The following is a 24360-nucleotide window of genomic DNA, read 5'->3' as shown; positions in this document are numbered from 1 at the left end:
GGGGTGTAGATCATGGATCTAATTGGAAATAGAACATTACGTTCTGTTTTAAGGGAGAGAGTTGCGCAACAGCCTGAAAAAAGTTTTATTCGGTTTGAGGACCGTAACGGAATTTATTTCGAAAAAAGTTATGGGGATTTTTATCAGGAAGTTATGTGCTTCAGTAATGCACTTCTTAAGCTGGGCATTAAAAAAGGGGATCATGTTGTGTTGCATTTACCGAACAATATGGAGTTTTTTACAGCGTGGTTCGCTCTTGCTGAAATTGGTGGCATCATGGTGCCAACTAATATTTTATCTCCGGCGGATGAGATGTCTTATATTATTGCTCATTCCGAAGCTGTTCTTATTATTACGGAAGAGGACTATATCGAAAAGTTTGTTAGTATACAGTCTCAAACACCAACTATACAAAATATTATTGTTACGAGACAACTAGATAACGCTGATGGTGTCTTATATTTCTCTGAGCTCATTAAAGATGAGAGCGATAACAATGTGTATTTCCCAACAGTTTTCGCAGAAGATATTGTGGCATTGCTTTATACATCTGGGACTACATCCAAACCAAAAGGTGTACAAGTGACACATGCTAATTATATTTACACAGGGGAGTTAATGGCACGTTCAATCGCTTTAACACCTGAAGATCGAACATTTATTGTCCTACCGCTTTTCCATGGGAATGCGCAATATTACTCCACGATGTCTGCCATCATGGTAGGAGCAGGCATTGCAGTTACGGAGAAATTTAGTGCTTCGCGTTATTTTAAACAAGCAAAGGCATTAGGTGGAACAGTCGGCTCTTTATTTGCCGCACCTATTCGTATGATTCTAGCGAAAGATTATGAAAAAGAGGCGCTGGATAACCCGCTACGACTTATTCTTTTTGCACAGTTAGTAGCAGAACACCAATTAATACAGTTTGAAGAACAATTTGATGTGAGGTTATTGCAACTGTATGGATTGACCGAGACTGTCGGGATTCCACTAATAAATCCTCTATTTGGAATACGAAAAAATATGAGTATTGGTAGACCAAGCATTGGTTATGAGGTTCAGCTTGTCGATGAACATGGGATTCCCGTAAATCAAGGGGAGATTGGTCAAATTGCCGTTAAAGGGATACCTGGTAGAACGTTAATGAAAGGCTATTTTAAGAACGAGCAAGCGACAAACGATACGTTTAAAGATAGCTGGCTACTGACTGGGGATAACGCCAGAATAGATGAAGATGGCTATTTTTATTTTGTTGATCGCATAAAGGATATGATTAAACGTTCAGGGGAAAATGTGGCAGCCAATGAAGTGGAGCGTGTATTAACAGAGCATCCATTCGTATTTGAAGCGGCAGTCATCGGTGTACCAGATGATATGCGTGATGAAGCTATTAAAGCTTATGTTATTTTACAGACTGGCGTTGCTATTAGTGAAGAGGCGTTGATTGCACATTGTCGGGAACGTCTCGCAAAATTTAAAGTGCCGGATCGTATTGAATTTGTGACAGATTTCCCTCGTACACCAGTTGGCAAAATTCAAAAGCATGTTTTACGTAACGCTATTTTTAGTTAAAGCGAATGATATAAAAATTTGACTGTAGAGAGCAGGGGCTATATGAAAAATGTGAAAATATTATTAGCAAGTTTAGCAGGCTCAATTATTGAATGGTACGATTTTTATTTGTATGGAACGGCAACAGGATTAGTTTTTACAACGCTATTTTTCCCTTCGACTAATCCAGCAATTTCGATTTTAATTGCATTTGCTACGTTTGGAGCTGGCTATGCGGCACGACCAATTGGAAGTTTAATTTTTGGACATATGGGTGATCGTGTCGGAAGGAAAGCCTCGCTTATGCTTACGTTAATTGGAATGGGCGGTAGTTCTTTTTTGATCGGTTTATTACCTACTTATGCGCAAGTGGGGTTACTCGCGCCAATGCTTTTAGTCATTTTGCGACTTATTCAAGGGATTGCACTTGGGGGTGAGTGGGGAGGTGCTGTGTTACTAGCTACCGAATCGGCTACAAAAGGTGTGCGTGGCTTTTTTGGCTCTATTCCGCAGCTTGGTGTTCCAATCGGTTTAGTTTTAGGGACATTTAGTTTTACGCTTATTTCTTCATTAACGACTGAAGCACAATTTATGGCCTGGGGATGGCGTTTACCATTTCTATTTAGTGCAGTTTTAATCGTATTAGCGATATGGATTCGAAGCGGGATTGAAGAAACACCTGAATTTAAACGCAAAAAAGACAATGGTGAACTAGCTAAGCTACCAATTGTCCAAGTATTTAAATATAACAAAAAAGACATTTTCCGCATTATTGGATTAAAAATAGGGGACGGATTCTTTAATGTATTTTTAATGTCATTTATATTAGTGTATGCGACGACGTATATTGGCTACACAAGGGATGTCGCATTATTTGCTTTAACAATAAGCTGTGCAACAATGATAGTCACAATTCCACTAGTTGGTTATTTTTCAGACTTTATAGGACGTAAGAAAATTTATATCGGTGGCCTTATCACAATGTTATTGCTAGCTATTCCTTATTTCGTTATGATTCCGGTCAGTTCAACTTATTTCTTTATGTTACAAGTCGTTTTACTTGGTGTCGTATGGGCAGCCATTTTCGCGACGCAAGGTACGTTCTTCTCTGAATTATTCCCAGCGAATGTTCGCTATACGGGGCTATCCTTTGGCTATCAAATCGCAGCAGCAATCGTCGGTTTTGGACCAATGCTATGGACTTCTTTAGCAACAGAGTATGGGGCTTCACCGTATTTATTTGGTGGTTTGATGATAGCTGGGCTTCTAATATCATTGCTACTTGCAGTATTTTCGCCTGATACACGGATCATCACTCAATATGAAGAAACTGTCGAGAAAGTACAAGAAAATGAACAGCTTTCAGATACTCAAGTGGAAGTGGCAATGACAACATCGACAAAGTAATCGTGGACATTATTTTTACAAGGAAAGCTTTATAGCAATAAAAAAACAGGGTTCTCCTTTTTGAATAGGAGAACCCTTTTAATATTAGCTTAAGCCTTGGCTATCTTTCCACTCAAGGAATTCATCATAAGTTAATAGTTTATCTAAAATTGTACCGTCTTCACGGATTTCGATGACACGGTTCGCAATTGTTTGGATGAACTGATGGTCATGAGATGTGAACAGCATCGCACCTTTGAAGCGCATAAGTCCTTCATTTAGTGCTTGAATAGATTCAAGATCAAGATGGTTCGTTGGTTCATCTAGTAAAACAACGTTTGCTGTAGCAAGCATCATTTTAGATAGCATACAACGTACTTTTTCTCCCCCTGAAAGTACAGAAGGTGATTTTTTTACTTCCTCACCAGAGAATAACATACGACCTAAGAAGCCACGTAAGAAGCTTTCTGTTTCATCATCAGGAGAATATTGGCGTAACCATTCCACTAATGATTTCTCTGAACCTTCGAAGTATTTATCGTGATCATTTTCAAAGTAACTTTGAGAAGTTGTTACGCCCCATTTGAACGTACCAGCATCTGCTTTTCTTTCATCCGTTAAAATATCAAGAAGAGCTGTTTTTGCCATTGGATTACCAAGTAAAATGATTTTATCTTCTTTGTTCATTGAAAAGCGAATATCTTTAAATAGTGTTTCGCCTTCATTACTTGCTGTAAGACCTTCCACTGTTAAAACATCGTTACCGATTTCACGTCCAGTTTGGAAGTTGATGAATGGATATTTACGGCTAGAAGGTTTAATGTCGTCAAGCTCGATTTTATCCAACATTTTCTTACGAGAAGTCGCTTGGCTTGATTTCGAAGCATTCGCAGAGAAACGAGCAACGAATGCTTGTAGCTCTTTAATCTTTTCTTCTTTCTTCTTGTTTTGGTCTGCCATCATTTTTTGTGCTAATTGGCTAGACTCATACCAGAAGTCATAGTTACCAACATATAATTGGATTTTAGAGAAGTCTAAATCCGCGATATGCGTACACACTTTATTTAAGAAGTGACGGTCATGGGATACAACAATAACCGTATTTTCAAAGTTAATTAAGAATTCTTCTAACCATTGAATTGCTTTTAAGTCAAGGTGGTTGGTAGGCTCATCTAGTAATAGAACGTCTGGTTTACCAAATAGAGCTTGTGCTAATAATACTTTGACTTTGTCAGAACCTTCAAGGTCAGCCATTAGCATATAGTGAAGCTCGTCGCCAATTCCTAACCCGTTTAATAATGTTGCTGCTTCTGAGTCAGCTTCCCAACCATTTAGGTCAGCGAATTCACCTTCTAATTCAGCAGCACGCATGCCATCCTCATCAGAAAAGTCTTCTTTTGCGTAGATAGCGTCTTTTTCAGATTTTACTTCCCAAAGACGTTTGTTCCCCATAACAACTGTATCTAATACATTGAATTCATCGTATTCAAAGTGGTTTTGTTTAAGAACTGATAAACGTTCGTCCTTACCCATTGATACGTGTCCTTCTTGCGCTTCAATTTCACCAGAAAGAATTTTTAAAAATGTTGATTTACCAGCACCGTTTGCACCGATTAAACCGTAGCAGTTCCCTGGTGTGAATTTTATATTTACGTCTTCAAATAGTTTACGATCGCCATAGCGAAGACCTACATTACTTACTTGAATCATGCAAGTTCCTCCTTTTTTCACAATGGCACTAGTATATCATGAAATATGTACCATAGTCTATAAACATTATTAAATCAACGTTTGGTTATGTGTTGTCAAATATTTGAGCGGGGTAAGAGTGGGGATAATGTTAATAAAAAGTGAATACATATACTTTTTTATGTATTTAATCGTCTCAATTGTAAAGAACAGGTTTAATGAAATAAAGCGCTCTCTAGTGAGAAGGGGCTTTATTTCATTCAAACTTGAGAAAAGGCTTTTATCATTAAAGTTTCTCTTCCCATATCCAAATTGGCTGCTGAAGAACGATGGATATAAGGTGACGTTTGATTTTTTTTGAATTCACCGTCATCTCATTCTAAGAACGATCACTGTTAATTCTTCGTCATTTAGCCGTGTAACATAATGACGGAACCCACTTGGATATCCTCCTGGATGCCCAACAGCATTTTTCCCCATGACATCTTGTGTATACCAACCAAATCCGTATTGATTCGGAAACTTTTTAGCATGGGTCATACCCATCAGCTCTAAAGATTTTTTGCTGATCAATTCATTATTACGCAAGGCTCGATCAAACAGTTCTAAATCTTCAGCTGAAGAAATGATATCCCCAGCTGCATATGCAGCAGAATTATGCATTAATGGTCCGACTTTCCCCTCTATATGTCCTTCCGCTTTGGGTAAATCATCCGGAACTGTAAACATAGAATTAATCATGTTGCTCGGCTCAAAAATATGTTCTTCTATATAATTTGCATAGGGCTGTCCGCTGACTTTTTCAATAATAAGTCCTAACATCACATAACCAGTATTACTATAACTAAAGCTTGTACCTGGGGTAAATTCTAATTCAGAATCACTAACGGTATTTACAATATCAATTGGAATCCATTCTTTACTGTAATCAAAATTTCCCTTTAGATAGTCCGGAATTCCCGAGCTATGACTTAGCAGATGACTTATTGTAATAGTTTCTCCATTCGGAAAGTCTGGAAAGTATTGCGAAATTGGATGATCTAAGTTTAGAAGTTCCTTTTCTACTAGTTGCATGACTGCTACTGCCGTGAATGTTTTAGATAATGAAGCAATCTGATAGAGCGTACTTGGGCTATTAGGTAAATCAGTCAAACAATCCGTAACCTTTTGTAAATAACACTTCATCTTCCTTTGCGATTAGGACGGTACCCTGAAATTTTTCATTTATCAAATATTGCTCGATTTTTTCAGAAAAGCTTCCAGATAAATTACTATGGTTGTTACGTCCAAATAATAGCAAAGCGACTATAGACACGACTACAATAACAAGAATAATAATAGAAGAAATTTTAATGATTTTTTCATATATACCTCGCAATCTATTTCTATATAGCTTTTTAAACACTTCCTACTTATTAGATACGCGGAAAAATTACCAATTTATTATGATCTTGAATCAGGGATGTAATTTTTAAAAATATGTAAGCTTTTTTGGGTAAGTTAGACAAGGGCTTATTTAAAAGTCAGAGGATGGACGATAGATGGTTTGACAAATAAAAATAAAACAAACGTTATGAGTATTACAATCGGATAATTACATACACACTGAGGGATATGTTAATTTGTGTCTCTATTTTTTATTTTATACAAATTATACCTGAAATACCATATAATATTTACACAAGGGAATAAGTAATACATACATTGTAGAAAAAGCTGAAAGAGTTATAAACATTTTAGAAGAAGTAATACAAACTATTGAACAATCCAAGCTGTTACCTGAGGAAGTTCAGTGACTGTCTTAGCGTCAATTATTAGCTTTGAAGTACATTGGAAGACTAAACAGGTCATTAACAGCCTAACTAGGTGTGAATTTTTATCTGAATGAAATGGTATGGAATGAAAAAAATATATTATAAAAGATACATTTTTAAGGGTTTATAATTTGTATTTATTCTTTTAACATTTGTTCCTATTGGTAGCAAACACAAAGCATAATGAGACATTGGCGGATGAGTTAGAAAGGATTGATAATGCATGAACATCTAGTAATTGAGGACATGACGCTTATATAAGCTTTTACGATAATGTAGAAATGCTTTTTTATTAAATTGATGATTAAATCCATATCGTTGTGTCTCATTGATGAAAATTATTGAACGTAAGTATTTAGTATGAAAGATTTATTCCAGGTACTCGAAAAAATGAGACTTGTTCTTTTTCAATTTCTTTAATTTAGTGGGGTTTTTATGCATAGAGAATTAAAACAAAGAATATTAAGTGAACCATCTGAATTCATTTCTTATGTGGAGAAACTAATTAGTACAAATAGATTTTACGATGGTGAAGTGCTGGAAATATCGATACTTGCCATAAAAAACGGACCTGGAAGATTATCAGATGAACAATGGCATGTCTTTATAGAAAATGGTTTATTACCTTTTTATTATGATAAATGTGAAAGATGTACCGATGATATTCCATGGTCATTTATGTTCAGTGCTATTTTTATAAATAGAGATCATCTTTGTCCTTTCTGTAATTATTTAGAAAATAAAAAATAAGTCTTTTGCCTTCCGCCATGTTGAGGAAGGCATTTATTTCACAAGAAATACAGGCTTGACATTAGTGTGGGAGATTTGGCGAATTCAGAAGTAATGGAATTAGATTTATTTGGTGGGAAAGCGGACAATAATAAATAACTATGTATCAAAAGCTTCATCATGATGGAGGTATACTTTACTCATTAGCTGCGCCCATTACATTCCTTGAAATGGAGATTTCTGTCGGAAAATGAAAAAACAATCATAAAGACCTACAACAATTTAATAGGTTCTAGTTGCTTCATTGTTACAATATCGCTAGAATGATTATGTATCTTTTTTTGTTTTAGATTATACATACATATTTATTGTTTCTTATGCTTTAAATGCATTTGGTTAGTTCTTAAAGTTGATATTCTGCTGCTATTCCAACCCCAATGATTTGCCACTACGAATATCAGTATAGGTAACTGTCAGTAGAAGACTATTATTTCATCATACTTTCATGCCGTGCCGTCCAAAATGGCACCACTTGTTATAGGAAATGAAAACCCTTGAACTCACCAAGGTAAGTTATTTTAGGTGGATTCGATTTTATCTACTGTGTGAAAAACTATTTTGAAAAGTACCTAGACTGTAAAGACCTATTAGGTTTGCTACGAACTCACGTTGAAATGTAAAACAGTTAATAACTATATAAATATGTCATGTCAACTTTTTCAAAAGGTGATCATGATTATAAACAAGAGATACAGATGGGAATTTTATCTATTGGAGGTATGTTATGGGTAAGGGCTTGGTAAGATCAGCCATATTAATAGTAGTAATTGTACTAGGTATAGGAAGTTATTATTTTATAACAGATATTAGAAGTGAAATGGCACATAAAAAACTTGTGAAAAACTATGAAAAGCCAATTCCGGAAAAAACGATAAATGAAGAATATGATGTAATTGTCATTGGTGGAGAGCCAGAAGGGGTTGCTGCTGCAGTATCAGCAGCTCGTAATGGTGCAAAAACACTTTTAGTAGAAAAGCGTGAAGAATTAGGCGGATTATTTACGTATGGAATGCTCAATTTCCTTGATATACCTCGAAATGACTCTAAACGACCAGTCAGTATGGGTATTTTTAAAGAATGGCACGACCTAGTTAGAGGGAAAGATGCCTTTGGAATTGTAGATGCGAAGGCTGCCTTTAAAAAGCTTGTCGATGAAGAACCAAATTTAACGCTTTCTGTACAAACAGAAGTCGTTAATGCCAATCTTGATTCAAATCAGCTAACATCAGTGGAATTAAAAAATAAATATGGTACGTATGCTGTAAAAGGCAAGACATTCATTGATGCTACACAAGATGCTGATTTTGCTACAATGTCAAAAGTTCCATTTTTCATGGGTGGAGAAGATATTGGTATTAAGGATAAGAGAATGGCTGTTACCTTGATGCTACATTTAAAAAATGTTGATTGGGATAAGGTGAAAAAAGAAGCAAATTCAAATACTTTTGGTGGTGCTCACCTAAATGATTCAGTTATGTGGGGCTTTACAAAGCTTCATGATGACTATAAGCCAGTACTAGAAGGTACGAGATTACGAGGCTTGAATTTAGCAAAAGTAGATGATGAATATTATATTAATGCTTTACAAATTTTCGGAATCGATGGTTTGAATGAACTTTCTAAACAGGAAGCAATTGAAAAAGGGAAGAAAGAGACTGAACATATTTTAAAATATTTACATGAGAAGTTTCCTGGCTTTGAAAATGCAGAAGTTGTGAGTTATCCGGAGGAACTATACGTCCGCGAAACAAAACATATTTGGGCAGAATACCAATTACCGATGTCTGATGTTTGGAAGAATAGTGATCATTGGGATAGCATTGGCGTAGCTGCTTATCCAGTTGATGTACAAGCGCAAACGCCTCATGATTATGGATATGTTATTTCAGCTCCAAATCAATATGCAATTCCTTTCCGTTCTTTAGTGCCGAAAGAAATCGATGGCTTGCTTGTTGTAGGTCGTTCAGCAGGTTATTCATCACTTGCAGCTGGAAGTGCACGTGTCGTTCCAACGGGTATGGTGACAGGTGAAGCAGCGGGAGCAGCAGCAGCGATAGCCATTAAAGAAGACGTAACCTTTAGAGCAATGAGCAAGGACAAAAAACTCATTAATACTTTACGAGAAGATTTGAAGAAACAAGGAGCCTTTGTAGATTCTTTTGAGATGGATTATCCTTATAAAAATGAATGGTATGATAAATCTATTCAAACTTTAATCAATTACGGTCTCGTTGTCGGTGGTTATTCGAATGACTTAAAAGTTGAAGATACAGCAACAAAGATTAAGTTTGCGAAAATGCTAAAAGAGGGCGTTCAACGTGTTAGTCCAGAGAAAATGAACGAGCTTGGGGATAAGCTGGATGTCGTTATCTATAAAGTAGCTAAAAAAGAAAAAAACCCAATTAAAAGAGATGAAGTCGCAGAACACTTGGCGGAAGTATTAGTAGGAAAGTCAAGTGATAACAACTGGAATGTATTGATTGAAAAAGGGATTATCAGTGAAAAATTAGCTAAAAGATTAACTGAAAACAAGGAATTAAAATTAAAAGAGTTGTACGCCATAATGGCTGATGTCATCCATTATGCAGAAAAGGAACATTCCCACTAATTAGTGGGGAATGTTCCTTTTCCTTTTAGATACGGTATTAATGTACGCGTAATTTGGCCTACTACCAAAATACACCATTGGAATCGATTCAATTATTTAAAAATCAAAAGACAGTTGACTAAAAAAAGGAACTACTGTAATATAATTTGAAATTACAGTTAAATTCTGAGATGAAGAGAGTAGTTTATGGAGCAACTGGAAAGCGAATTAGGGATGGTGTGAGCCTAATGCAGGAGCCATAAATGAAACGCACTTTGGAGAAGGTTCTCAAATTTGTAGTAGAGAATATCGGGGAGTCACCTCGTTAACAATGGAAAGTGGTCATATTATATGGCAACTAGAGTGGTACCACGGGATAACTATGCTCTCGTCTCTATTTTAGAGACGAGGGCTTTTTTTATTTTCATTTAGTATGAATCGTCCGTGCACAATTCAAAATATGGACGCTTTGTTTGTCTACAAGAAAATGGATTTATGTATAGAGAGGAGAATGAATATGAATAGACAAATTGCAAAAAGTATAGCTGAGGCATTAAATAATGAGCTGTCCGTTATTGAAGTTCAAAACTTACTGGAGAAACCAAAAAAATTGGACTTAGGGGATTTGGCATTCCCGTGCTTTACGCTAGCCAAAAAATTAAGAAAGTCCCCTCACACTATCGCGTCAGACATAAAAAATAATATAAGCTGCGATTGCATACAAGAAGTTCAAGTAGTAGGTGGTTATGTCAATGTTTTTTATCATCAGCCTACGATTACTCAACAAGTTCTTAGTCAAATTGTAAAAGAGAAAAATTTATACGGGACTCAACAAGAGTCAAAAGGGAATATAGTGCTAGATTTTTCTTCACCTAATATAGCGAAGCCTTTTTCTATGGGCCATTTACGTTCAACAGTGATCGGTAATGCTTTGGCCAATATTGCCGAGAAAAACGGCTACAAAGCAATTCGCATTAATCATTTGGGTGACTGGGGAACGCAATTTGGTAAATTAATCGTCGCTTATCAAAAATGGGGAGATCAAAAGACGATTGAAGCTGCCCCAATAGAGGAACTGCTAAAAATTTATATAAAATTCCATGAAGAAGCGGAGCAGGATGATTCACTGAATGAACAGGCACGTACCGCATTTAAAGCATTAGAAGATGGGGATGAAAAGACGTTAGCTCTTTGGCAATGGTTCAGAGATGCATCACTCGAAGAATTCAAAAACATTTACGGATTGCTTGGAATTGACTTTGATTCATTCGCTGGGGAAGCGTTCTATAATGACAAAATGGCTGCTGTTGTTAAGGAATTGGAAGAAAAAGAACTGCTTGTGAAATCCGAGGGTGCTCATGTCGTTGAAATAGACAATATGCCTCCATGCTTAATAACCAAAACTGATGGTGCTACGCTCTATGCTACACGTGATTTAGCAGCTGCTTTTTATCGTAAACAGCAATATGACCCTAAAAAATCATTTTATGTTGTAGGACATGAACAATCACTTCATTTTAGCCAATTATTTAAGGTCATTGAGAAGATGGGGTATGATTGGGCAAAAGACTTGCAGCATGTGCCTTTTGGGATGATATTAAAAGAGGGTAAAAAAATGTCGACACGTAAAGGAAAGATCGTTCTATTAACAGATGTACTAACAGAGGCAATTGCTACGGCGAAACGAAATATCGAGGAAAAAAATCCAAATTTAATGCATAAAGAGAGTATCGCACGACAGGTTGGTGTAGGAGCGGTCATTTTTAATGATTTAAAAAATGATCGTCTTCATGACATTGAGTTTTCTATTGAGCACATGATGAATTTTGAAGGTGAAACAGGGCCATATATTCAATATACGTATGCACGTATCGTATCTCTTTTGGCAAAAGCAGATGCACAAAGTTATGCAGTATCGCTCGAAGCATTAGGTGAGCAAGCATGGCCTGTTATTTTATTACTCGAACAGTTTCCGAAAGTAATTACTAACTCCTTTGAACAAGCTGATCCATCACAAATTGCTAAATACGCTTTACAATTAGCACGTCAATTTAATAAATATTATGCGCAAAATAAAGTATTGGTCAATGACAGCCAAATAAAATCAAGATTAGCATTTTGTCTTTGTGTATCCATTGTGTTAAAAGAGTCGTTAGCACTATTAGGCATTGCCGCACCTAAAAATATGTAAGAACGATTAGTGTGTCTACAACATCGTGCTAGCTACAACATGCAACTAGTAATAGCTATGGAAATTGACCATTACTAGAAAAAATGGTAAAAGGGTATAGTGAGAATTCAAAGGTCTTATCAAATTTCGTTGAATTTTTAACCGTATATTTAGAGAGAAGGTTTTTAGAAAGTATGGAGAAAAAGCAAAGGCGTGTTTCCATGGTACTTGTGGTTGTTTGTATTTTCTTGGTTGCGCTCAATATGCGCCCAGCAGTCACAGGAATAGGACCACTATTTAATGTACTTTTAGAATCACTCCATATATCAAATACGAAAATGAGCTTTTTAACATCTATTCCGGTGTTTTGTATGGGACTCTTTGCACCATTTGCAGTCCCATTACAAAGAAAACTTGGAACAAAAACAGCTATTACGCTCTTACTAATCATCCTAACAATAGCAAATGGCCTACGCTTTTTAAAAGAAAGTTATGTACTACTTGTAGTAACAAGCTTTGCGGCAGGATTTGCCATTGCACTGATAGGACCTATATTAAATGCCTATATCAAGAAAAAATTCCCGAGCCGTTTTACTACGGTGGTTGGTATTTATTCATTTGGAATAGGAACAGGGGCAACATTGAGTGCGGCACTAACATTACCATTTTATTATCATTTTCATGAGAGCTGGACGATCGCGCTTGGCTCTTGGGCAATACTTGCTATTATTGCTCTTTGTATATGGATCTTGACTATACAAAATCAAGAGCTACCAGAGACAGCTGTATTTACTGAAAAAGTAGCACGAAATCCGTGGAAAAATGTCCGTGCTTGGACCATTTTAATTTACTTTGGTTTACAAACATCTTTGTTCTTCTCCATGATGTCCTGGTTAGCGCCGATGTTACAGGATAAAGGCTTCTCTCTTGGCGCCGCAAGCTCTATGCTAACATTTATGTCGATTGTACAAATGATTGGGAATATTTTGGTCCCTATATTAATGGAAAAATGGTCGAGTCGAATCGGCTGGCTCTTCTCTTTAGGGGTCTTTGGCATTATTGGCTTTATGTTGCTATGGGTAGGATCAGGGACTTTGTTATGGATTGCGGTATTCATTATAGGTATTGTATTAAGCGGCTTATTTCCAATCGGTTTATTGCTACCATTGGATGAGGCAAGAAATGACGAAGAAGCGAATAGCTGGTCATCTATGGTGCTTTCAGGCGGCTTCATGATAAGCGCCATTATCCCAATACTGATTGGCTATTGCTATGATGTGACGGGTAACCATACATTTACTTATGCAATTTTTATCACATTAATGCTAGGCATTATAGCTACTATCATTTTTCTTAAGAAAAAATAATGTGGAAACATGCGCGAATGTACGCGCATGTTTTTTATGCTGTTTTCGTGATTGGTTTTGCCAAATGTGAACTATCGTTCTATAATGTGGAATAAGTATTATGGAGGTATAATTAATGAGACCTAAACTTACGAAAGATATAAGTGTAGAAAGTTTTAAGGATTTTTATTGGTTAAAGGAAGAATTGCAAACTTTTTGTAGAAAAAACGGAATAAGTGCTTCTGGTTCTAAAATAGAGATTTCCAATAGGATTGAAACATTTCTACAGACAGGAGAGATTAAGAAACCTGTCAGAAAATTAAAAGCGAAGAAAATAGAACAGCAAGTAGACTTAAGTCTTGATACACTCATTACCGAAAATCATCGTTGTAGTCAAAATGTAAGGGCGTTTTTTAAGACAGTACTCCCTAAATTTCATTTTTCAACCTATATCCAAAGCTATTTTAAAAACAATGTTGGAAAAACATATCGTGATGTCGTAGATGCTTGGAATAAGGAGGAAGAACGGAAGAAAGACCCTTCATATAAGAATAACATTGCACCCCAATTTGAATATAATCAATTCATCCGTGACTTTTTTTCTGACCCAAAAAATCAAGGGAAAAGTCGTGAAGAAGCGATTGAAGCATGGTATACAATCAAGAAACTACCTGGAAACAATAAATATACGTCCAATAATTAGTTTACGATGTTCATTATTATTGAGGTGTAATAATGCATCAGTAAACAAATCGAGAAATGATACATAATCTTTTAAGGGGAGCTTGCCAGCCATTTTCTAGATGGGGACCTGGACTACCATGTAAATAAAGTAATATCGGGTTATCATAGTTAGTACGAGAATGAAATAAATAATGATCTGCACCATTTAATGAGACAGATTCCTCAATAGTAACATTTATTTTATCGATCATTCTCCCTAATTATGATTTCTTCGTCTTTCAATCTTTTATAAGATCTTCAACTGAACGTCATTTTGGTTTTCATCCATATCTAATTAAATGTCTTCTTCAAAACCACCTTTACATCACCATCCAAACGATATAACTTCTTTAAGACACTCTACATCGTCTCCAGTTCACTCGTCGAGATACCTTTAAAAAGATCTATTAAAAATAAATTTCTTTTTCAGTTGCCTCGAACTCAACATGTTTAGCAAGCTCAATAATTGAAGAGGGAAGCTTTCTTTTTTATATCATTTTAACCGCAAATGATAAGTCATTTTCCATAGCAAAGATAATAAAGAGCCGTTTTTTATAGGTAGAACGAATTGAACATAAGACGAGAGCTTTATTTTAACAATACAAATAAAATAATAATATTATTATGTAAACTTGAAACGAAGCGTAACGTTGTTTATGATAGAATAGAAAGATGTTTAACTTACTTTCAGGTCACTTCTATAGGTGATGAGATGAATAAGGGTTGAAGTTATTGTTCAGCACGGCCACTGAAAGAAGTTAAAGTCTCCGGACGCAATTATGCCAAGGCATAATCGAATGATAGAAAGTTTTGGTGAACGTATGTGGAAAAAGATGCTCATTCTTGGAGCGACAACTTTACTTTTAACCGGCTGTGGCAATGATACATTGGCAGAGGTAGTTCAAAGTAAAAAGACCGATGTGAAATCGGAAAAGGCTGTGACGAAGCAGCAAGAAAAAATTGTTCCGGAAGTAAAGGTAGTTGGGGAGAACGGAATCGGTGCAGGGATTATTGTTAAAAAAGAGGATGGGAAACTTTATATTGTGACAAATGGGGCGCTCGTGGCTTCAAAGCCAACTGCGCTTGTACAATTTAATAATGATAAACTGAAGGAAGCCGAAGTTCATTATTTATCGACAGCTTATAATATAGCCATTTTAGAAGTTTCCTATAACGTATCGGTAAAGGTACCGACCGTTTATAATGGGGAATTAGATCAGTTAGCTGTTTATGTCGATAGCTTACCACATACTATTCAAAAATATAGTGGCAGTGTAGCAGCTTATTACATAGATGCAAATCAAAATACACGTATAGGGAGTCCGGTTCTAGAAGCGGAGAATGGCAAACTTGTGGGCATCTATTTTAAACGCAAGGAAAACGGTGTATCACAGCCGTATATATTGCCATTTAAAGATATTGTAATGTTATTGGATGAATGGTGTGAAAGTGGCATGAAGCCAAGTAATAGACTAACTCAAGCCAAAAACTTGTATCCGTATATAGAACAGGGTGATAAGGAAGCCGTCCTGCAAGCAATTGATCAATATGGAAAGAACATTTTTGCTTTTCATACCGATGAAATAAAGTTATTTTTAGATGCATTTCATAAGCAATTAAGAGCAGCTGTTGAGGTTCAAGATGCTAGTGTCATGAAATCTTTCGTAGGGTCAAACGATTTACAAAGCACCCTGGATAATATGGTTGCCTATTACGCTTCCAAAAAAGCACAAATATATTTTTCTGATACGACAATTAAAAATATCACCATGGAAGGACAAAATATTATTGTTCGTGCCAAAACAGAATATGTCCTAACAAATTCTGCTGGTCAAGAGGCACTTGCAAACTCTATGATGGTATATGAAATAAATAAAAATGAACAGGGCGAGTATAAGCTTATTCGTCTAAAAACTGAGGAGTGAAAAGTTGGATGGAGCAAGCAAAACAAATGCTACAACATCATTTTGGCTATGATTCATTTCGCAATGGACAAGAACCAATTATTGAACAAACATTACGAGGTCAATCAAGTCTTTGTGTGATGCCAACTGGCGGAGGTAAATCAATTTGCTATCAAATTCCGGCGCTCATGCTAGATGGCCTTACAGTCGTCATTTCCCCTTTGATTTCTTTGATGCAAGATCAGGTAGAAGCATTACGTGCTGCGAATATTCCAGCGGCGTATATTAATAGTACCTTAACCGTGCAAGAAGTGAATGAAACAATCCAGCTTGCTAGTGCGGGTTATTTAAAGCTTCTTTATATAGCACCAGAGCGATTAGAAAGTGCAAGTTTTTTACAAGTATTATCGAATTTATCTGTACCTTTGATTGCCGTGGATGAAGCACACTGTATATCTCAGTGGGGGCATGATTTTAGACCAAGCTACCGAGCAATCCAAAAATTATTTACGTTGTGGCCGCAAAAACCAACTGTCTTAGCACTTACTGCCACAGCTACACCAGCTGTTTGTGATGATATTAGACAATTATTAGACATTGACGAGCAATCAACTGTCATTACAGGATTTTCACGCGACAATTTAGCATTCTCTGTATTAATCGGTGAAAACAAAGAGCGCTACATTAAAAATTATTTAATGAAAAATAAAAATGAAGCGGGCATAATTTATGCGGCTACACGAAAGGCTGTAGACGCGATCTATGAGCTGTTAAGTCGTTCGGGCGAAGCTGTTGCAAAATACCATGCGGGATTATCAGAGGACATGCGTATGTCAGAGCAAGAGCGCTTTTTAAAAGATGAAGCGCGCATTATGGTAGCTACCAATGCATTTGGCATGGGTATTGATAAGAGTAATGTACGCTTTGTTATTCATTATCAAATGCCACGCAATATGGAGAGCTATTATCAGGAAGCCGGACGTGCAGGTCGTGACGGCTTACCAAGTGCTTGTATTTTACTGTATGCTTCAGGTGATGTTCAAACACAGCGCTTTTTAATTGAACAGACGCAGGATGAAACACGGATTGCACAGGAATTAGGAAAGCTGCAAACGATGGTGGATTATTGCCATACAGAAGGCTGTTTACAAAATGCCATCTTAACGTATTTCGGCGAAGTACCAGGGATGCCTTGTAGTCGTTGTAGTAACTGTAATGATGGACGAGAAGTGAAAGATGTGACGGTAGATGCACAAAAGGTATTAGCCTGTGTCGTAAGGATGGGGCAGAAATTCGGTAAGACAATGGTGGCCCAAGTGTTAATAGGCTCCAAAAATCAAAAGGTCACTGAATTTGGCTTTGCAAGGCTATCTACCTATGGCATATTAAAAGGGCAATATTCCTCAAAGGATGTCTCAACCTTTATTGAGTTTTTAATTGCTGAGGGCGTTCTTGCCGTTAAACATGGCACTTTTCCAACCATTTATGTATCAGAGGAAGGAAAAGAGGTCTTACTCGGGAATCAACAAGTCATGAGAAAAGAAGCTGTTACTGTACGTAAGCTTGTAGACAATGATCCGTTATTTGAGCATTTACGATTATTACGTAAAGAGATTGCAGATGAGGAAAAGGTGCCACCATTTGTTGTGTTCTCTGATAAAACATTACGTGATTTATGTGACAAAAAACCGAATGAGCTAGAAGATTTACGACATGTTAGCGGTATTGGTGAAGTAAAATTCGAAAAATATGGCGAGCGTTTCTTCGATGCTCTGCAGTCTTTTTTGAAAACAGTTTAAAAAGGAAAAAGGGAAGTGCTTAATTCAACAGAATTAGGCACTTCCTTTATGTTCGCAAAGTATTACAACCTACTATCTCTCCCAAAGCTCGATCAGTCGACCTTCAGGATCTTTAATCCAAACAAACTTTCCAAATTCACTTATTTCCTTTTCCTTCTCAAGAGGAACACCAATATGTTCGAGATGCTTAATAGTTTCGTCTATATCATGTACTTGGAAATTTAACATTACTTGTTGTTCTATTGGAAAATAGCTGTCATTTTCGTTAAAGAATGAAAAGATCGTCTCATTTCCTAATTCGGGTTTAATCACAGTTCCATTCCAAATGTCTATGTCCAACTTCAACACGTCACTGTACCATTTTTTGATAACATCAAGATTGTTAGTTCTCCAAAATATTCCCCCGATGCCTTTAATCATCGTATTTAGCTCCTGTCTGACTGTAAATTTTTTGAATTTATGTTTAGTACCTTCTTCAACTATACCGCTTGAATAGTTGAAGTACAATTTTTCACATCATCGATTTTGTCATAAATATCCATTAAATAAATCACCACAAAGAATAACTAAAGAGGAGATTTTCAAAACTACAGTACCAAAATAAAAAAACCCGGAATAGTAATATTCCGGGCTTGATTCACTTACTTATAGTGCTCCATGACACACTGCCTCGCTTCCGCATTGATCTTAAATTTTTAAGACAACTGTGCTTTAGCTTCATTCAGTTTTGATGGTCCTTCTGAGTTACCGGTCAATCCCACTCATCGGGTTAACCCTCCTTGTCATTGGATTTGAAAGTGAAATCTTAAATAGTATAGACCGTTCATTATTTTCTATACACGTTTTTAAAAAGAAAAAAATCCAACGGCTATACTTTTCCGGCATAAATGCGTCCTGAATCGCCTTAGGCCCGCAGATGTTAAGCGAAGCGCCAGCAACACCATGTTTTTGTCTGTGCGAAAGCAAGCGCCAGCAACACCATGTTTTGTCTGTGCGAAAGCGAAGCGCCAGCAACACCATGGTGTCAGTTAGCCGTTATCGTGTGAAGAATAATTAAAGAGGGGATAAAACAAAAAATAACCCGGAATAGTAATATTCCGGGCTTGATTCACTTACTTATAGTGCTCCATGACACACTGCCTCGCTTCCGCATTGATCTTAAAATTTTTAAGAAACTGTGCTTTAGCTTCATTCAGCTTTGATGGTCCTTCTGAGTTACCGGTCAGCCCCACTCATCGGGTTAACCCTCCTTGTCATTGGATTTGAAAGTGAAATCTTAAATAGTATAGACCGTTCATTATTTTTTATACACGTAAACAAAAAAAGAAAAATCCATTTTGAAAACGGCTAAGCCATGAGTAAAAAAGGGACGTCAATCAAAATGAAATATCATAAAAATTATTTCTCCCAATGCTCAGTGATGAACTGATCACGGCCAGAAAGCGCTCGGTCTTTCTGATAATGCTCCGACTCTTTTTTATAAAAATCCTGATGATAATCTTCTGCAGGGTAGAAGTGCTTAGCATCGCGAATTGTGGTTACAATAGGTTTATCGAAGCGACCATTGTTTGCTAGCTTTTCCTTGGAAGCTTCTGCAATGCGCTTTTGTTCGTCTGAATAAGTAAAGATAGCTGTCGTATATGATTCACCACGGTCATGGAATTGACCAAAAGCATCTGTAGGGTCGATTTGCATCCAGTAAATCTCAAGGAGCTGCTCATAACTAAAAACGCTAGGGTCAAATTCAATTTCGACTACTTCTAAATGGCCAGAAGTACCTTTTTTGACATCCTCATAAGTAGGATTGTCTATATGGCCACCCATGTAGCCAGAAGTGACCTTATGTATACCATCCCATTCAACAAATGGCTTTACCATACACCAAAAACAACCGCCAGCAAACGTAGCTTTCTCAATCATGATCATCATCCTTTCTGTCGTGAAAATATTATAGCATTATTTGGTACATTCCTGGCAAAAAGGGTGTAAAATAACCTTTAAATAGTTATTGAAAGGATTCGCAACATACTATAAAATGAACCTTTCTTTCGATGGAATCGTTACATTACTATAAAAAATAGAGGAGTTAACAGTTATGGAAGAGCAAGATTATTCAAGACGCTCGCAGCGCCCACAAAAAAAGCGTTTGCGTAAAGGGCGAGCATTCTTCACATTGTTATTACTGTTTGTCATCGTGATTGCAGGTTATTCCGTTATGCAATATCGAAGTGGACTGAAATTGGCAAATGATACAAAGGTAGCCCAAGAGAATTTCAAGGGCGATACAGTAAATGGCGATGTGGAAAACTATTTATTATTAGGGATTGATACTCGTGGTGAAGAAAAATCACGTACAGATACAATGATGGTATTATCGTGGAATAAGAAAACAAATGATATGAAGCTCGTGTCGCTCATGCGAGATATTTATGCAGATATTCCTGGTTATAAATCCTATAAGCTTAACACGGCGTACTATTTAGACGGTGTTCAATTATTAAAAGATACGATTACCAATATGTTTGGCCTACCGATTCATCATTATGCCATTATAGATTTTAAAAATTTCGAATCACTAGTAGATATTTTAGCGCCAAATGGTGTTGAAATCGATGTAGATAAAGATATGTCCGAAAATATTGGGGTTTCATTAAAACAAGGTGTTCATAACTTAAACGGTCAAGAATTACTTGGCTTTGCTCGATTCCGTCACGATGCTGAAGGGGATTTCGGTCGAGTAGCACGTCAGCAAAAGGTGATCGAAGCCTTAAAAAATGAAGTTTTATCACCTCAAAATATGTTGAACTTACCAAAATTCGTTGGAGCAGCGCAAGGATATATAACGACGGACTATTCATCAGCAGAAGAAGTTCAACAAGTGCTGAAAATGGTGTCGAAAGGTAAAGTCAATATAGAAAAAGCAACAGTTCCTATTGAAGGTAGTTATAATTTCCAAAGCTTTAGAGGTGTCGGTGATTCAATTGTTATGGATGTAGAGAAAAACAAAGAATTTTTACGTAAATTTTTAGGAATTCCTTTAGAGTGATTTTTAGCAAAATCCAACATCATCTTGTAAAATAAGGATATAGGATTGGTATTGGGGTGATTAGATGGAAAAAGACAGATCAGATGAGCGTTCAAATTTCTTTTCAACGAAGTTTATTCGCTTTATCGGTGGTAAAAACTTATTTTTTACACTGATTGTTTTATTATTATTAGCGTGCGTAATTTTTATGTTTCAAAAAGTTTCCTTTATATTTACCCCGCTAAAAGTTTTATTTGAGGTAGTTATTCTGCCAGGGGTATTAGCCATTATTGGGTATTATTTACTTCGTCCAATATTGGGGCTTTTCGAAAGATGGCGGATCCCAAGGGTTTGGGGTATCTTTCTTCTATATATTATTCTGATTGGCATCATTACGTTATTAGTAGTACTTGTCTATCCGTTTTTACGAGACCAGTTTACTAATTTAGCACAGGAATTCCCAGGATATTTTATGGCTTTTACACAAAATATTGCTGAGTTTCTCAATAATGCACGTCTTAACGAGTATTTAGATAAAGTTAATTTAAATTATGATTCAATGGTAGAGAATTTTACTACAGATATGGTGGAAACGGTAAAAGATACGGCTGCGAATTTAGCGCAAGGCGTAGCATCTGGAATTACTGGATTCGTTTCAGCGTTAACTGGGATTGTTCTATCATTAGTGACAGTGCCATTTATTTTATTTTACTTACTTAAAGATGGTAAAAAACTACCGAGCTTTATTATAAAAGTTTGTCCGCCACGTACGCGTAAAGAAGTAACAGAAATCTTACATGACATGGACAAGCAAATTAGTTCTTATATTCAAGGACAAATTTTAGTGTCCATGTGCATAGGTGCAATGGTGACTATCGGCTTTTTAATTATCGGTATGAAATATGCCTTATTGCTTGGCTTCCTTGCTATGGTTACGAGCGTGGTTCCGTACTTAGGGCCTGTTATCGCCATTACGCCAGCGGTCATTATCGCTCTTGTTACATCGCCATTCATGCTTATTAAGCTAGCCATTGTCTGGACGGTCGTACAGCTCATTGAAGGGAAATTTATTTCTCCACAAATTATGGGTAAATCACTGAGTATCCATCCAATTACAATTATTTTCGTGTTATTAACGGCGGGTTCTTTATTTGGCGTACCAGGTGTCATTTTAGGGATTCCGGGCTATGCCATTTTAAAAGTGCTAGTAACCCATTTATTTAAACTATATAAACAGCGTTATAATCGTTATACGGATGAGATGCATCAAAAATATGATGTGTAATGAAGAGACAGTTACTGCGGAAGTGCAGTAGCTGTTTTTTTATTAAATTGATCTTTGCATTAACGATAAGAATCTTCCACTTATGTGGTGTCAATATGTTAACCTTATATTAGGGTCGCAAAGAGGATGGAGGGAACAGAGAATGAATTACGTACCGATTAATTTACAAGAGAAATTAGATATATTCCAAGAACTCTGGTCTCCAAAGCTTATTGCTGAATGAATGATTATCAATTTAAGCTAGTCAAAGTACAAGGGGATTTTGTTTGGCAGAAACATGAAGATACAGATGAAGTTTTTATCGTCATTGAAGGAAATTTAATCATTGAATTTCGTGATGGAAAAGTTACTTTGAAGGAAGGGGAAATGTTTGTTGTTCCACGAAATGTCGATCATAAGCCTTACGCTGCATCCGAGTGTGAAATTATGCTTGTAGAGCCTAAAGGTGTTGTGAATACTGGACAAGAACAAACAGAGCAAACAGCAGAAAATGATGTTTGGCTTTAACTTTTCATTATGAAAAATTAATATACGCAACAGAACCCTTCAAACCATTAAAGTTAGAAGGGTTTATGTTGTTATATGATAATTTTTGTGGTGTAACTTGCACTTGTACTAAACGATCAATATCATCTAATCAAGTATTCTCTAAGAATTACTTAACATCCAAATGGAGGTTACATATTTTGAAACTGGAAAGACTCTTATCTATTATTATTCTTCTACTGAACCGTCGAAAGGTGCAGGCTAAGGACCTGGCGGAGCAGTTTGAGGTATCCATTCGGACTATATATCGAGATATTGATTCAATTAATGCAGCCGGCATCCCGATCGTCACCTATCAAGGAACAAATGGTGGCATTGGTTTGGCAGAAGGTTACCGTTTGGATCGAAATTTGCTAACAAATGACGAGCTTGCTACTATCGTTACCGCTCTTCGCAGTATTTCCACTTCATACGGCAAAGAGCAACACCAACGCCTTGTGGAAAAAATAAATAGTGTCGTACTACCAGCACATGAAGAAGAATTTCAACATAAGACAAATCGCGTACTAATCGATTACTCTCCTTGGGATGGTATTGAAAAACTCCGTCCGAAACTACAACTATTAGACGAAGCAATAGATAGCTGTGTATTAGTGTACTTCACCTATTCGAATGCAGATGGTGAAGTTTCCCAGCGAATAGTAGAGCCACATATGCTCATGCTCAAAGGAAGGCAATGGTATCTACAAGCTTATTGTCTAGAGAAAAAAGAGTTCCGCCTCTTTAAACTAAAAAGAATGAAAGGGCTCGAAGTAGATCGTGAAAAAAACTTCATTCGTCGAGATCACGCTACTCAGAAACAGGGTGAAGGCCAGCGTAAATTCAAGCCATCCGATGTACCAGAAGTTGTCTTTCGATTCCAAGATGAAGCTCGGCATTTAGCAGAAGAATGGTTTGGTATTGAAGAACTTTTGCCAGATGAGGATGGCAGTTGGCTAGTAAAAAAGGCGTATCCAGAAAATGAATGGCTCTATAGTTTCATTCTTAGCTTGGGCCATCATGTAGAGGTGCTTGAACCTCAACATTTACGGGAAATCATTGCTAGTCGTGCTGAAAAAATAGCGATCATTTACAAAAATGACATAGCAACATGACAATCAGTTGTCAGGTTTATTGTTTTATACTGGTTTTATTCTATAATAAGGAGAATGATTTAGGATGAAACAAAACGAACAAAAAAATATGACTGAATGGAATCACGTATCGTCTAAAGAAAACATACCTACGAAACGAATTGAACCTAGCCGAATTGAGGTATTATCTTCCTTCACCTTAGCTGGAATTAGTGCCGTTACAACAAATGAAGCAGAACGAAGCCAAGATGGCAAAATTGGTAAGTTGTTCGAAGAGTTCCACTCTCAAAATATTGGTAAGAAGCTAGGAGTTCATATTCAAGAGGATGGTCATTATAGCTGTTACTTCAACTATGAAGATGGAGATGCGGGACTTTATGAAGTAATGGTAAGCGTACATATTAATGAAGAATTACAACTTCAGAATCTAGATATGATAAAAGCATTTACTGTTCCTGCTGCAAAATATGCTGTATTCGTTACAAAACGTGGACCAATTATAGAAATGATTCAGCGTACTTGGGCTGATATTTGGCAATGGTCACAGCAGCCAGGGAATAACCGAGCATTCACAGGTGATTTTGAATATTATAGCAAGGATATTAATCCAGAGGACGGACAAGCAGAAATTTATATTTCGATAAAATAGCTTTCGTGTTGTAGTAGACAATTT

At 36.6% G+C, this 24360-nt stretch carries 19 protein-coding genes, 1 pseudogene and 1 other annotated feature; of the genes and pseudogenes, 14 read left to right on the top strand and 6 right to left on the bottom strand.

Annotated features, from left to right (window positions below; genetic code table 11):
* The first annotated feature begins 12 nt into the window (after nucleotides 1–12).
* Both ACQKN4_RS14965 and ACQKN4_RS14960 read left to right on the top strand, forming a co-directional pair.
* Nucleotides 13–1572: an AMP-binding protein gene (locus tag ACQKN4_RS14965; RefSeq protein WP_427484055.1), complete on the top strand. Its 1560-nt coding sequence runs from the start codon at nucleotides 13–15 to the stop codon at nucleotides 1570–1572.
* 42 nt (nucleotides 1573–1614) lie between these two features.
* Nucleotides 1615–2958 (top strand): MFS transporter, encoded by a 1344-nt coding sequence (locus ACQKN4_RS14960; protein ID WP_427484054.1) that lies wholly within the window; start codon nucleotides 1615–1617, stop codon nucleotides 2956–2958.
* Between the two features lie 84 nt (nucleotides 2959–3042).
* Here the strand turns inward: ACQKN4_RS14960 and ACQKN4_RS14955 are convergent, their stop codons facing one another.
* From ACQKN4_RS14955 to ACQKN4_RS14945, 3 genes are all read right to left on the bottom strand, one after another.
* Nucleotides 3043–4647: an ABC-F family ATP-binding cassette domain-containing protein gene (locus ACQKN4_RS14955; RefSeq protein WP_079562284.1), complete on the bottom strand. Its 1605-nt coding sequence runs from the start codon at nucleotides 4645–4647 to the stop codon at nucleotides 3043–3045.
* Nucleotides 4648–4995: 348 nt separating this feature from the next.
* Nucleotides 4996–5778 carry a serine hydrolase domain-containing protein gene (locus ACQKN4_RS14950; RefSeq protein WP_427484053.1) on the bottom strand — a complete coding sequence of 261 codons (783 nt, stop codon included), beginning with the start codon at nucleotides 5776–5778 and terminating at the stop codon, nucleotides 4996–4998.
* Entirely contained in the window at nucleotides 5771–6004 is a 234-nt protein-coding gene (locus ACQKN4_RS14945) for a hypothetical protein (RefSeq protein WP_427484052.1), read from the bottom strand. The genes ACQKN4_RS14950 and ACQKN4_RS14945 overlap by 8 nt, the downstream gene beginning before the upstream one ends.
* Nucleotides 6005–6875: 871 nt before the next feature.
* On the opposite strand from ACQKN4_RS14945, the gene ACQKN4_RS14940 reads away from it, so the two are divergent.
* The 5 genes from ACQKN4_RS14940 (at nucleotide 6876) to ACQKN4_RS14920 (ending at nucleotide 14035) form a co-directional block, all read left to right on the top strand.
* Nucleotides 6876–7190: a hypothetical protein gene (locus ACQKN4_RS14940; RefSeq protein ID WP_427484051.1), complete on the top strand. Its 315-nt coding sequence runs from the start codon at nucleotides 6876–6878 to the stop codon at nucleotides 7188–7190.
* Between the two features lie 763 nt (nucleotides 7191–7953).
* Nucleotides 7954–9837, top strand: a complete 1884-nt coding sequence (locus ACQKN4_RS14935) for an FAD-dependent oxidoreductase (RefSeq protein WP_427484050.1) — start codon at nucleotides 7954–7956, stop codon at nucleotides 9835–9837.
* A 158-nt stretch (nucleotides 9838–9995) separates the two neighbouring features.
* Nucleotides 9996–10215, top strand: a binding site (T-box leader).
* Between the two features lie 118 nt (nucleotides 10216–10333).
* Nucleotides 10334–12007: an arginine--tRNA ligase gene (gene argS, locus ACQKN4_RS14930; RefSeq protein ID WP_079562287.1), complete on the top strand. Its 1674-nt coding sequence runs from the start codon at nucleotides 10334–10336 to the stop codon at nucleotides 12005–12007.
* A 173-nt stretch (nucleotides 12008–12180) separates the two neighbouring features.
* The gene (locus tag ACQKN4_RS14925; RefSeq protein ID WP_427484049.1) at nucleotides 12181–13353 is read left to right on the top strand and encodes a CynX/NimT family MFS transporter; all 1173 of its coding nucleotides are present in this window, start codon (nucleotides 12181–12183) and stop codon (nucleotides 13351–13353) included.
* Nucleotides 13354–13468: 115 nt separating this feature from the next.
* On the top strand, nucleotides 13469–14035 hold the full coding sequence (locus tag ACQKN4_RS14920) for a DUF6434 domain-containing protein (protein ID WP_427484048.1): 567 nt from the start codon (nucleotides 13469–13471) through the stop codon (nucleotides 14033–14035).
* Nucleotides 14036–14072: 37 nt separating this feature from the next.
* Here ACQKN4_RS14920 and ACQKN4_RS14915 read toward each other — a convergent pair whose 3' ends face one another.
* Nucleotides 14073–14267, bottom strand: coding sequence for a hypothetical protein (locus ACQKN4_RS14915; protein ID WP_139376979.1), 195 nt, complete (start codon nucleotides 14265–14267; stop codon nucleotides 14073–14075).
* A gap of 567 nt (nucleotides 14268–14834) precedes the next feature.
* Here ACQKN4_RS14915 and ACQKN4_RS14910 point away from each other — a divergent pair.
* Nucleotides 14835–15980 carry a TcaA NTF2-like domain-containing protein gene (locus ACQKN4_RS14910; RefSeq protein ID WP_427484047.1) on the top strand — a complete coding sequence of 382 codons (1146 nt, stop codon included), beginning with the start codon at nucleotides 14835–14837 and terminating at the stop codon, nucleotides 15978–15980.
* An 8-nt stretch (nucleotides 15981–15988) separates the two neighbouring features.
* On the top strand, nucleotides 15989–17758 hold the full coding sequence (recQ, locus tag ACQKN4_RS14905) for a DNA helicase RecQ (protein WP_427484046.1): 1770 nt from the start codon (nucleotides 15989–15991) through the stop codon (nucleotides 17756–17758).
* A 72-nt stretch (nucleotides 17759–17830) separates the two neighbouring features.
* Here the strand turns inward: recQ and ACQKN4_RS14900 are convergent, their stop codons facing one another.
* Together ACQKN4_RS14900 and msrA are read right to left on the bottom strand one after the other, a co-directional pair.
* A complete protein-coding gene (locus ACQKN4_RS14900; protein ID WP_427484045.1) occupies nucleotides 17831–18178 on the bottom strand; it encodes a VOC family protein in 348 nt (115 codons plus the stop codon).
* A 978-nt stretch (nucleotides 18179–19156) separates the two neighbouring features.
* Nucleotides 19157–19678 (bottom strand): peptide-methionine (S)-S-oxide reductase MsrA, encoded by a 522-nt coding sequence (gene msrA, locus ACQKN4_RS14895; protein ID WP_079562293.1) that lies wholly within the window; start codon nucleotides 19676–19678, stop codon nucleotides 19157–19159.
* Between the two features lie 175 nt (nucleotides 19679–19853).
* Here msrA and ACQKN4_RS14890 point away from each other — a divergent pair, with 175 nt between their 5' ends.
* The 5 genes and pseudogenes from ACQKN4_RS14890 (at nucleotide 19854) to ACQKN4_RS14870 (ending at nucleotide 24336) form a co-directional block, all read left to right on the top strand.
* Nucleotides 19854–20804 carry an LCP family protein gene (locus ACQKN4_RS14890; RefSeq protein ID WP_079562294.1) on the top strand — a complete coding sequence of 317 codons (951 nt, stop codon included), beginning with the start codon at nucleotides 19854–19856 and terminating at the stop codon, nucleotides 20802–20804.
* Between the two features lie 64 nt (nucleotides 20805–20868).
* On the top strand, nucleotides 20869–22068 hold the full coding sequence (locus ACQKN4_RS14885) for an AI-2E family transporter (RefSeq protein ID WP_079562295.1): 1200 nt from the start codon (nucleotides 20869–20871) through the stop codon (nucleotides 22066–22068).
* A gap of 142 nt (nucleotides 22069–22210) precedes the next feature.
* Nucleotides 22211–22575: pseudogene (locus tag ACQKN4_RS14880) on the top strand (cupin domain-containing protein).
* Nucleotides 22576–22754: 179 nt separating this feature from the next.
* Entirely contained in the window at nucleotides 22755–23708 is a 954-nt protein-coding gene (locus tag ACQKN4_RS14875; protein WP_427484044.1) for a helix-turn-helix transcriptional regulator, read from the top strand.
* Nucleotides 23709–23772: 64 nt separating this feature from the next.
* Nucleotides 23773–24336, top strand: a complete 564-nt coding sequence (locus ACQKN4_RS14870) for a GyrI-like domain-containing protein (RefSeq protein WP_079562297.1) — start codon at nucleotides 23773–23775, stop codon at nucleotides 24334–24336.
* Nucleotides 24337–24360 lie beyond the last annotated feature (24 nt).

The organism is Lysinibacillus sp. NPDC093692, assembly GCF_050280125.1.
Taxonomy (GTDB): Bacteria; Bacillota; Bacilli; order Bacillales_A; family Planococcaceae; genus Lysinibacillus.
Note: the sequence above shows the minus strand (reverse complement) of the source record. Positions and strands in the feature narration are given on the sequence as shown.

Coding starts and splice junctions, on each gene's coding strand:
- ACQKN4_RS14920 (WP_427484048.1), top strand. CDS start 13,469: ATGAGACCTAAACTTACGAAAGATATAAGTGTAGAAAGTTTTAAGGAT.
- ACQKN4_RS14965 (WP_427484055.1), top strand. CDS start 13: ATGGATCTAATTGGAAATAGAACATTACGTTCTGTTTTAAGGGAGAGA.
- recQ (WP_427484046.1), top strand. CDS start 15,989: ATGGAGCAAGCAAAACAAATGCTACAACATCATTTTGGCTATGATTCA.
- ACQKN4_RS14955 (WP_079562284.1), bottom strand. CDS start 4,647: ATGATTCAAGTAAGTAATGTAGGTCTTCGCTATGGCGATCGTAAACTA.
- ACQKN4_RS14935 (WP_427484050.1), top strand. CDS start 7,954: ATGGGTAAGGGCTTGGTAAGATCAGCCATATTAATAGTAGTAATTGTA.
- msrA (WP_079562293.1), bottom strand. CDS start 19,678: ATGATTGAGAAAGCTACGTTTGCTGGCGGTTGTTTTTGGTGTATGGTA.
- ACQKN4_RS14885 (WP_079562295.1), top strand. CDS start 20,869: ATGGAAAAAGACAGATCAGATGAGCGTTCAAATTTCTTTTCAACGAAG.
- ACQKN4_RS14890 (WP_079562294.1), top strand. CDS start 19,854: ATGGAAGAGCAAGATTATTCAAGACGCTCGCAGCGCCCACAAAAAAAG.
- ACQKN4_RS14910 (WP_427484047.1), top strand. CDS start 14,835: ATGCCAAGGCATAATCGAATGATAGAAAGTTTTGGTGAACGTATGTGG.
- ACQKN4_RS14940 (WP_427484051.1), top strand. CDS start 6,876: ATGCATAGAGAATTAAAACAAAGAATATTAAGTGAACCATCTGAATTC.
- ACQKN4_RS14925 (WP_427484049.1), top strand. CDS start 12,181: ATGGAGAAAAAGCAAAGGCGTGTTTCCATGGTACTTGTGGTTGTTTGT.
- ACQKN4_RS14900 (WP_427484045.1), bottom strand. CDS start 18,178: ATGATTAAAGGCATCGGGGGAATATTTTGGAGAACTAACAATCTTGAT.
- ACQKN4_RS14960 (WP_427484054.1), top strand. CDS start 1,615: ATGAAAAATGTGAAAATATTATTAGCAAGTTTAGCAGGCTCAATTATT.
- ACQKN4_RS14870 (WP_079562297.1), top strand. CDS start 23,773: ATGAAACAAAACGAACAAAAAAATATGACTGAATGGAATCACGTATCG.
- argS (WP_079562287.1), top strand. CDS start 10,334: ATGAATAGACAAATTGCAAAAAGTATAGCTGAGGCATTAAATAATGAG.
- ACQKN4_RS14915 (WP_139376979.1), bottom strand. CDS start 14,267: ATGATCGATAAAATAAATGTTACTATTGAGGAATCTGTCTCATTAAAT.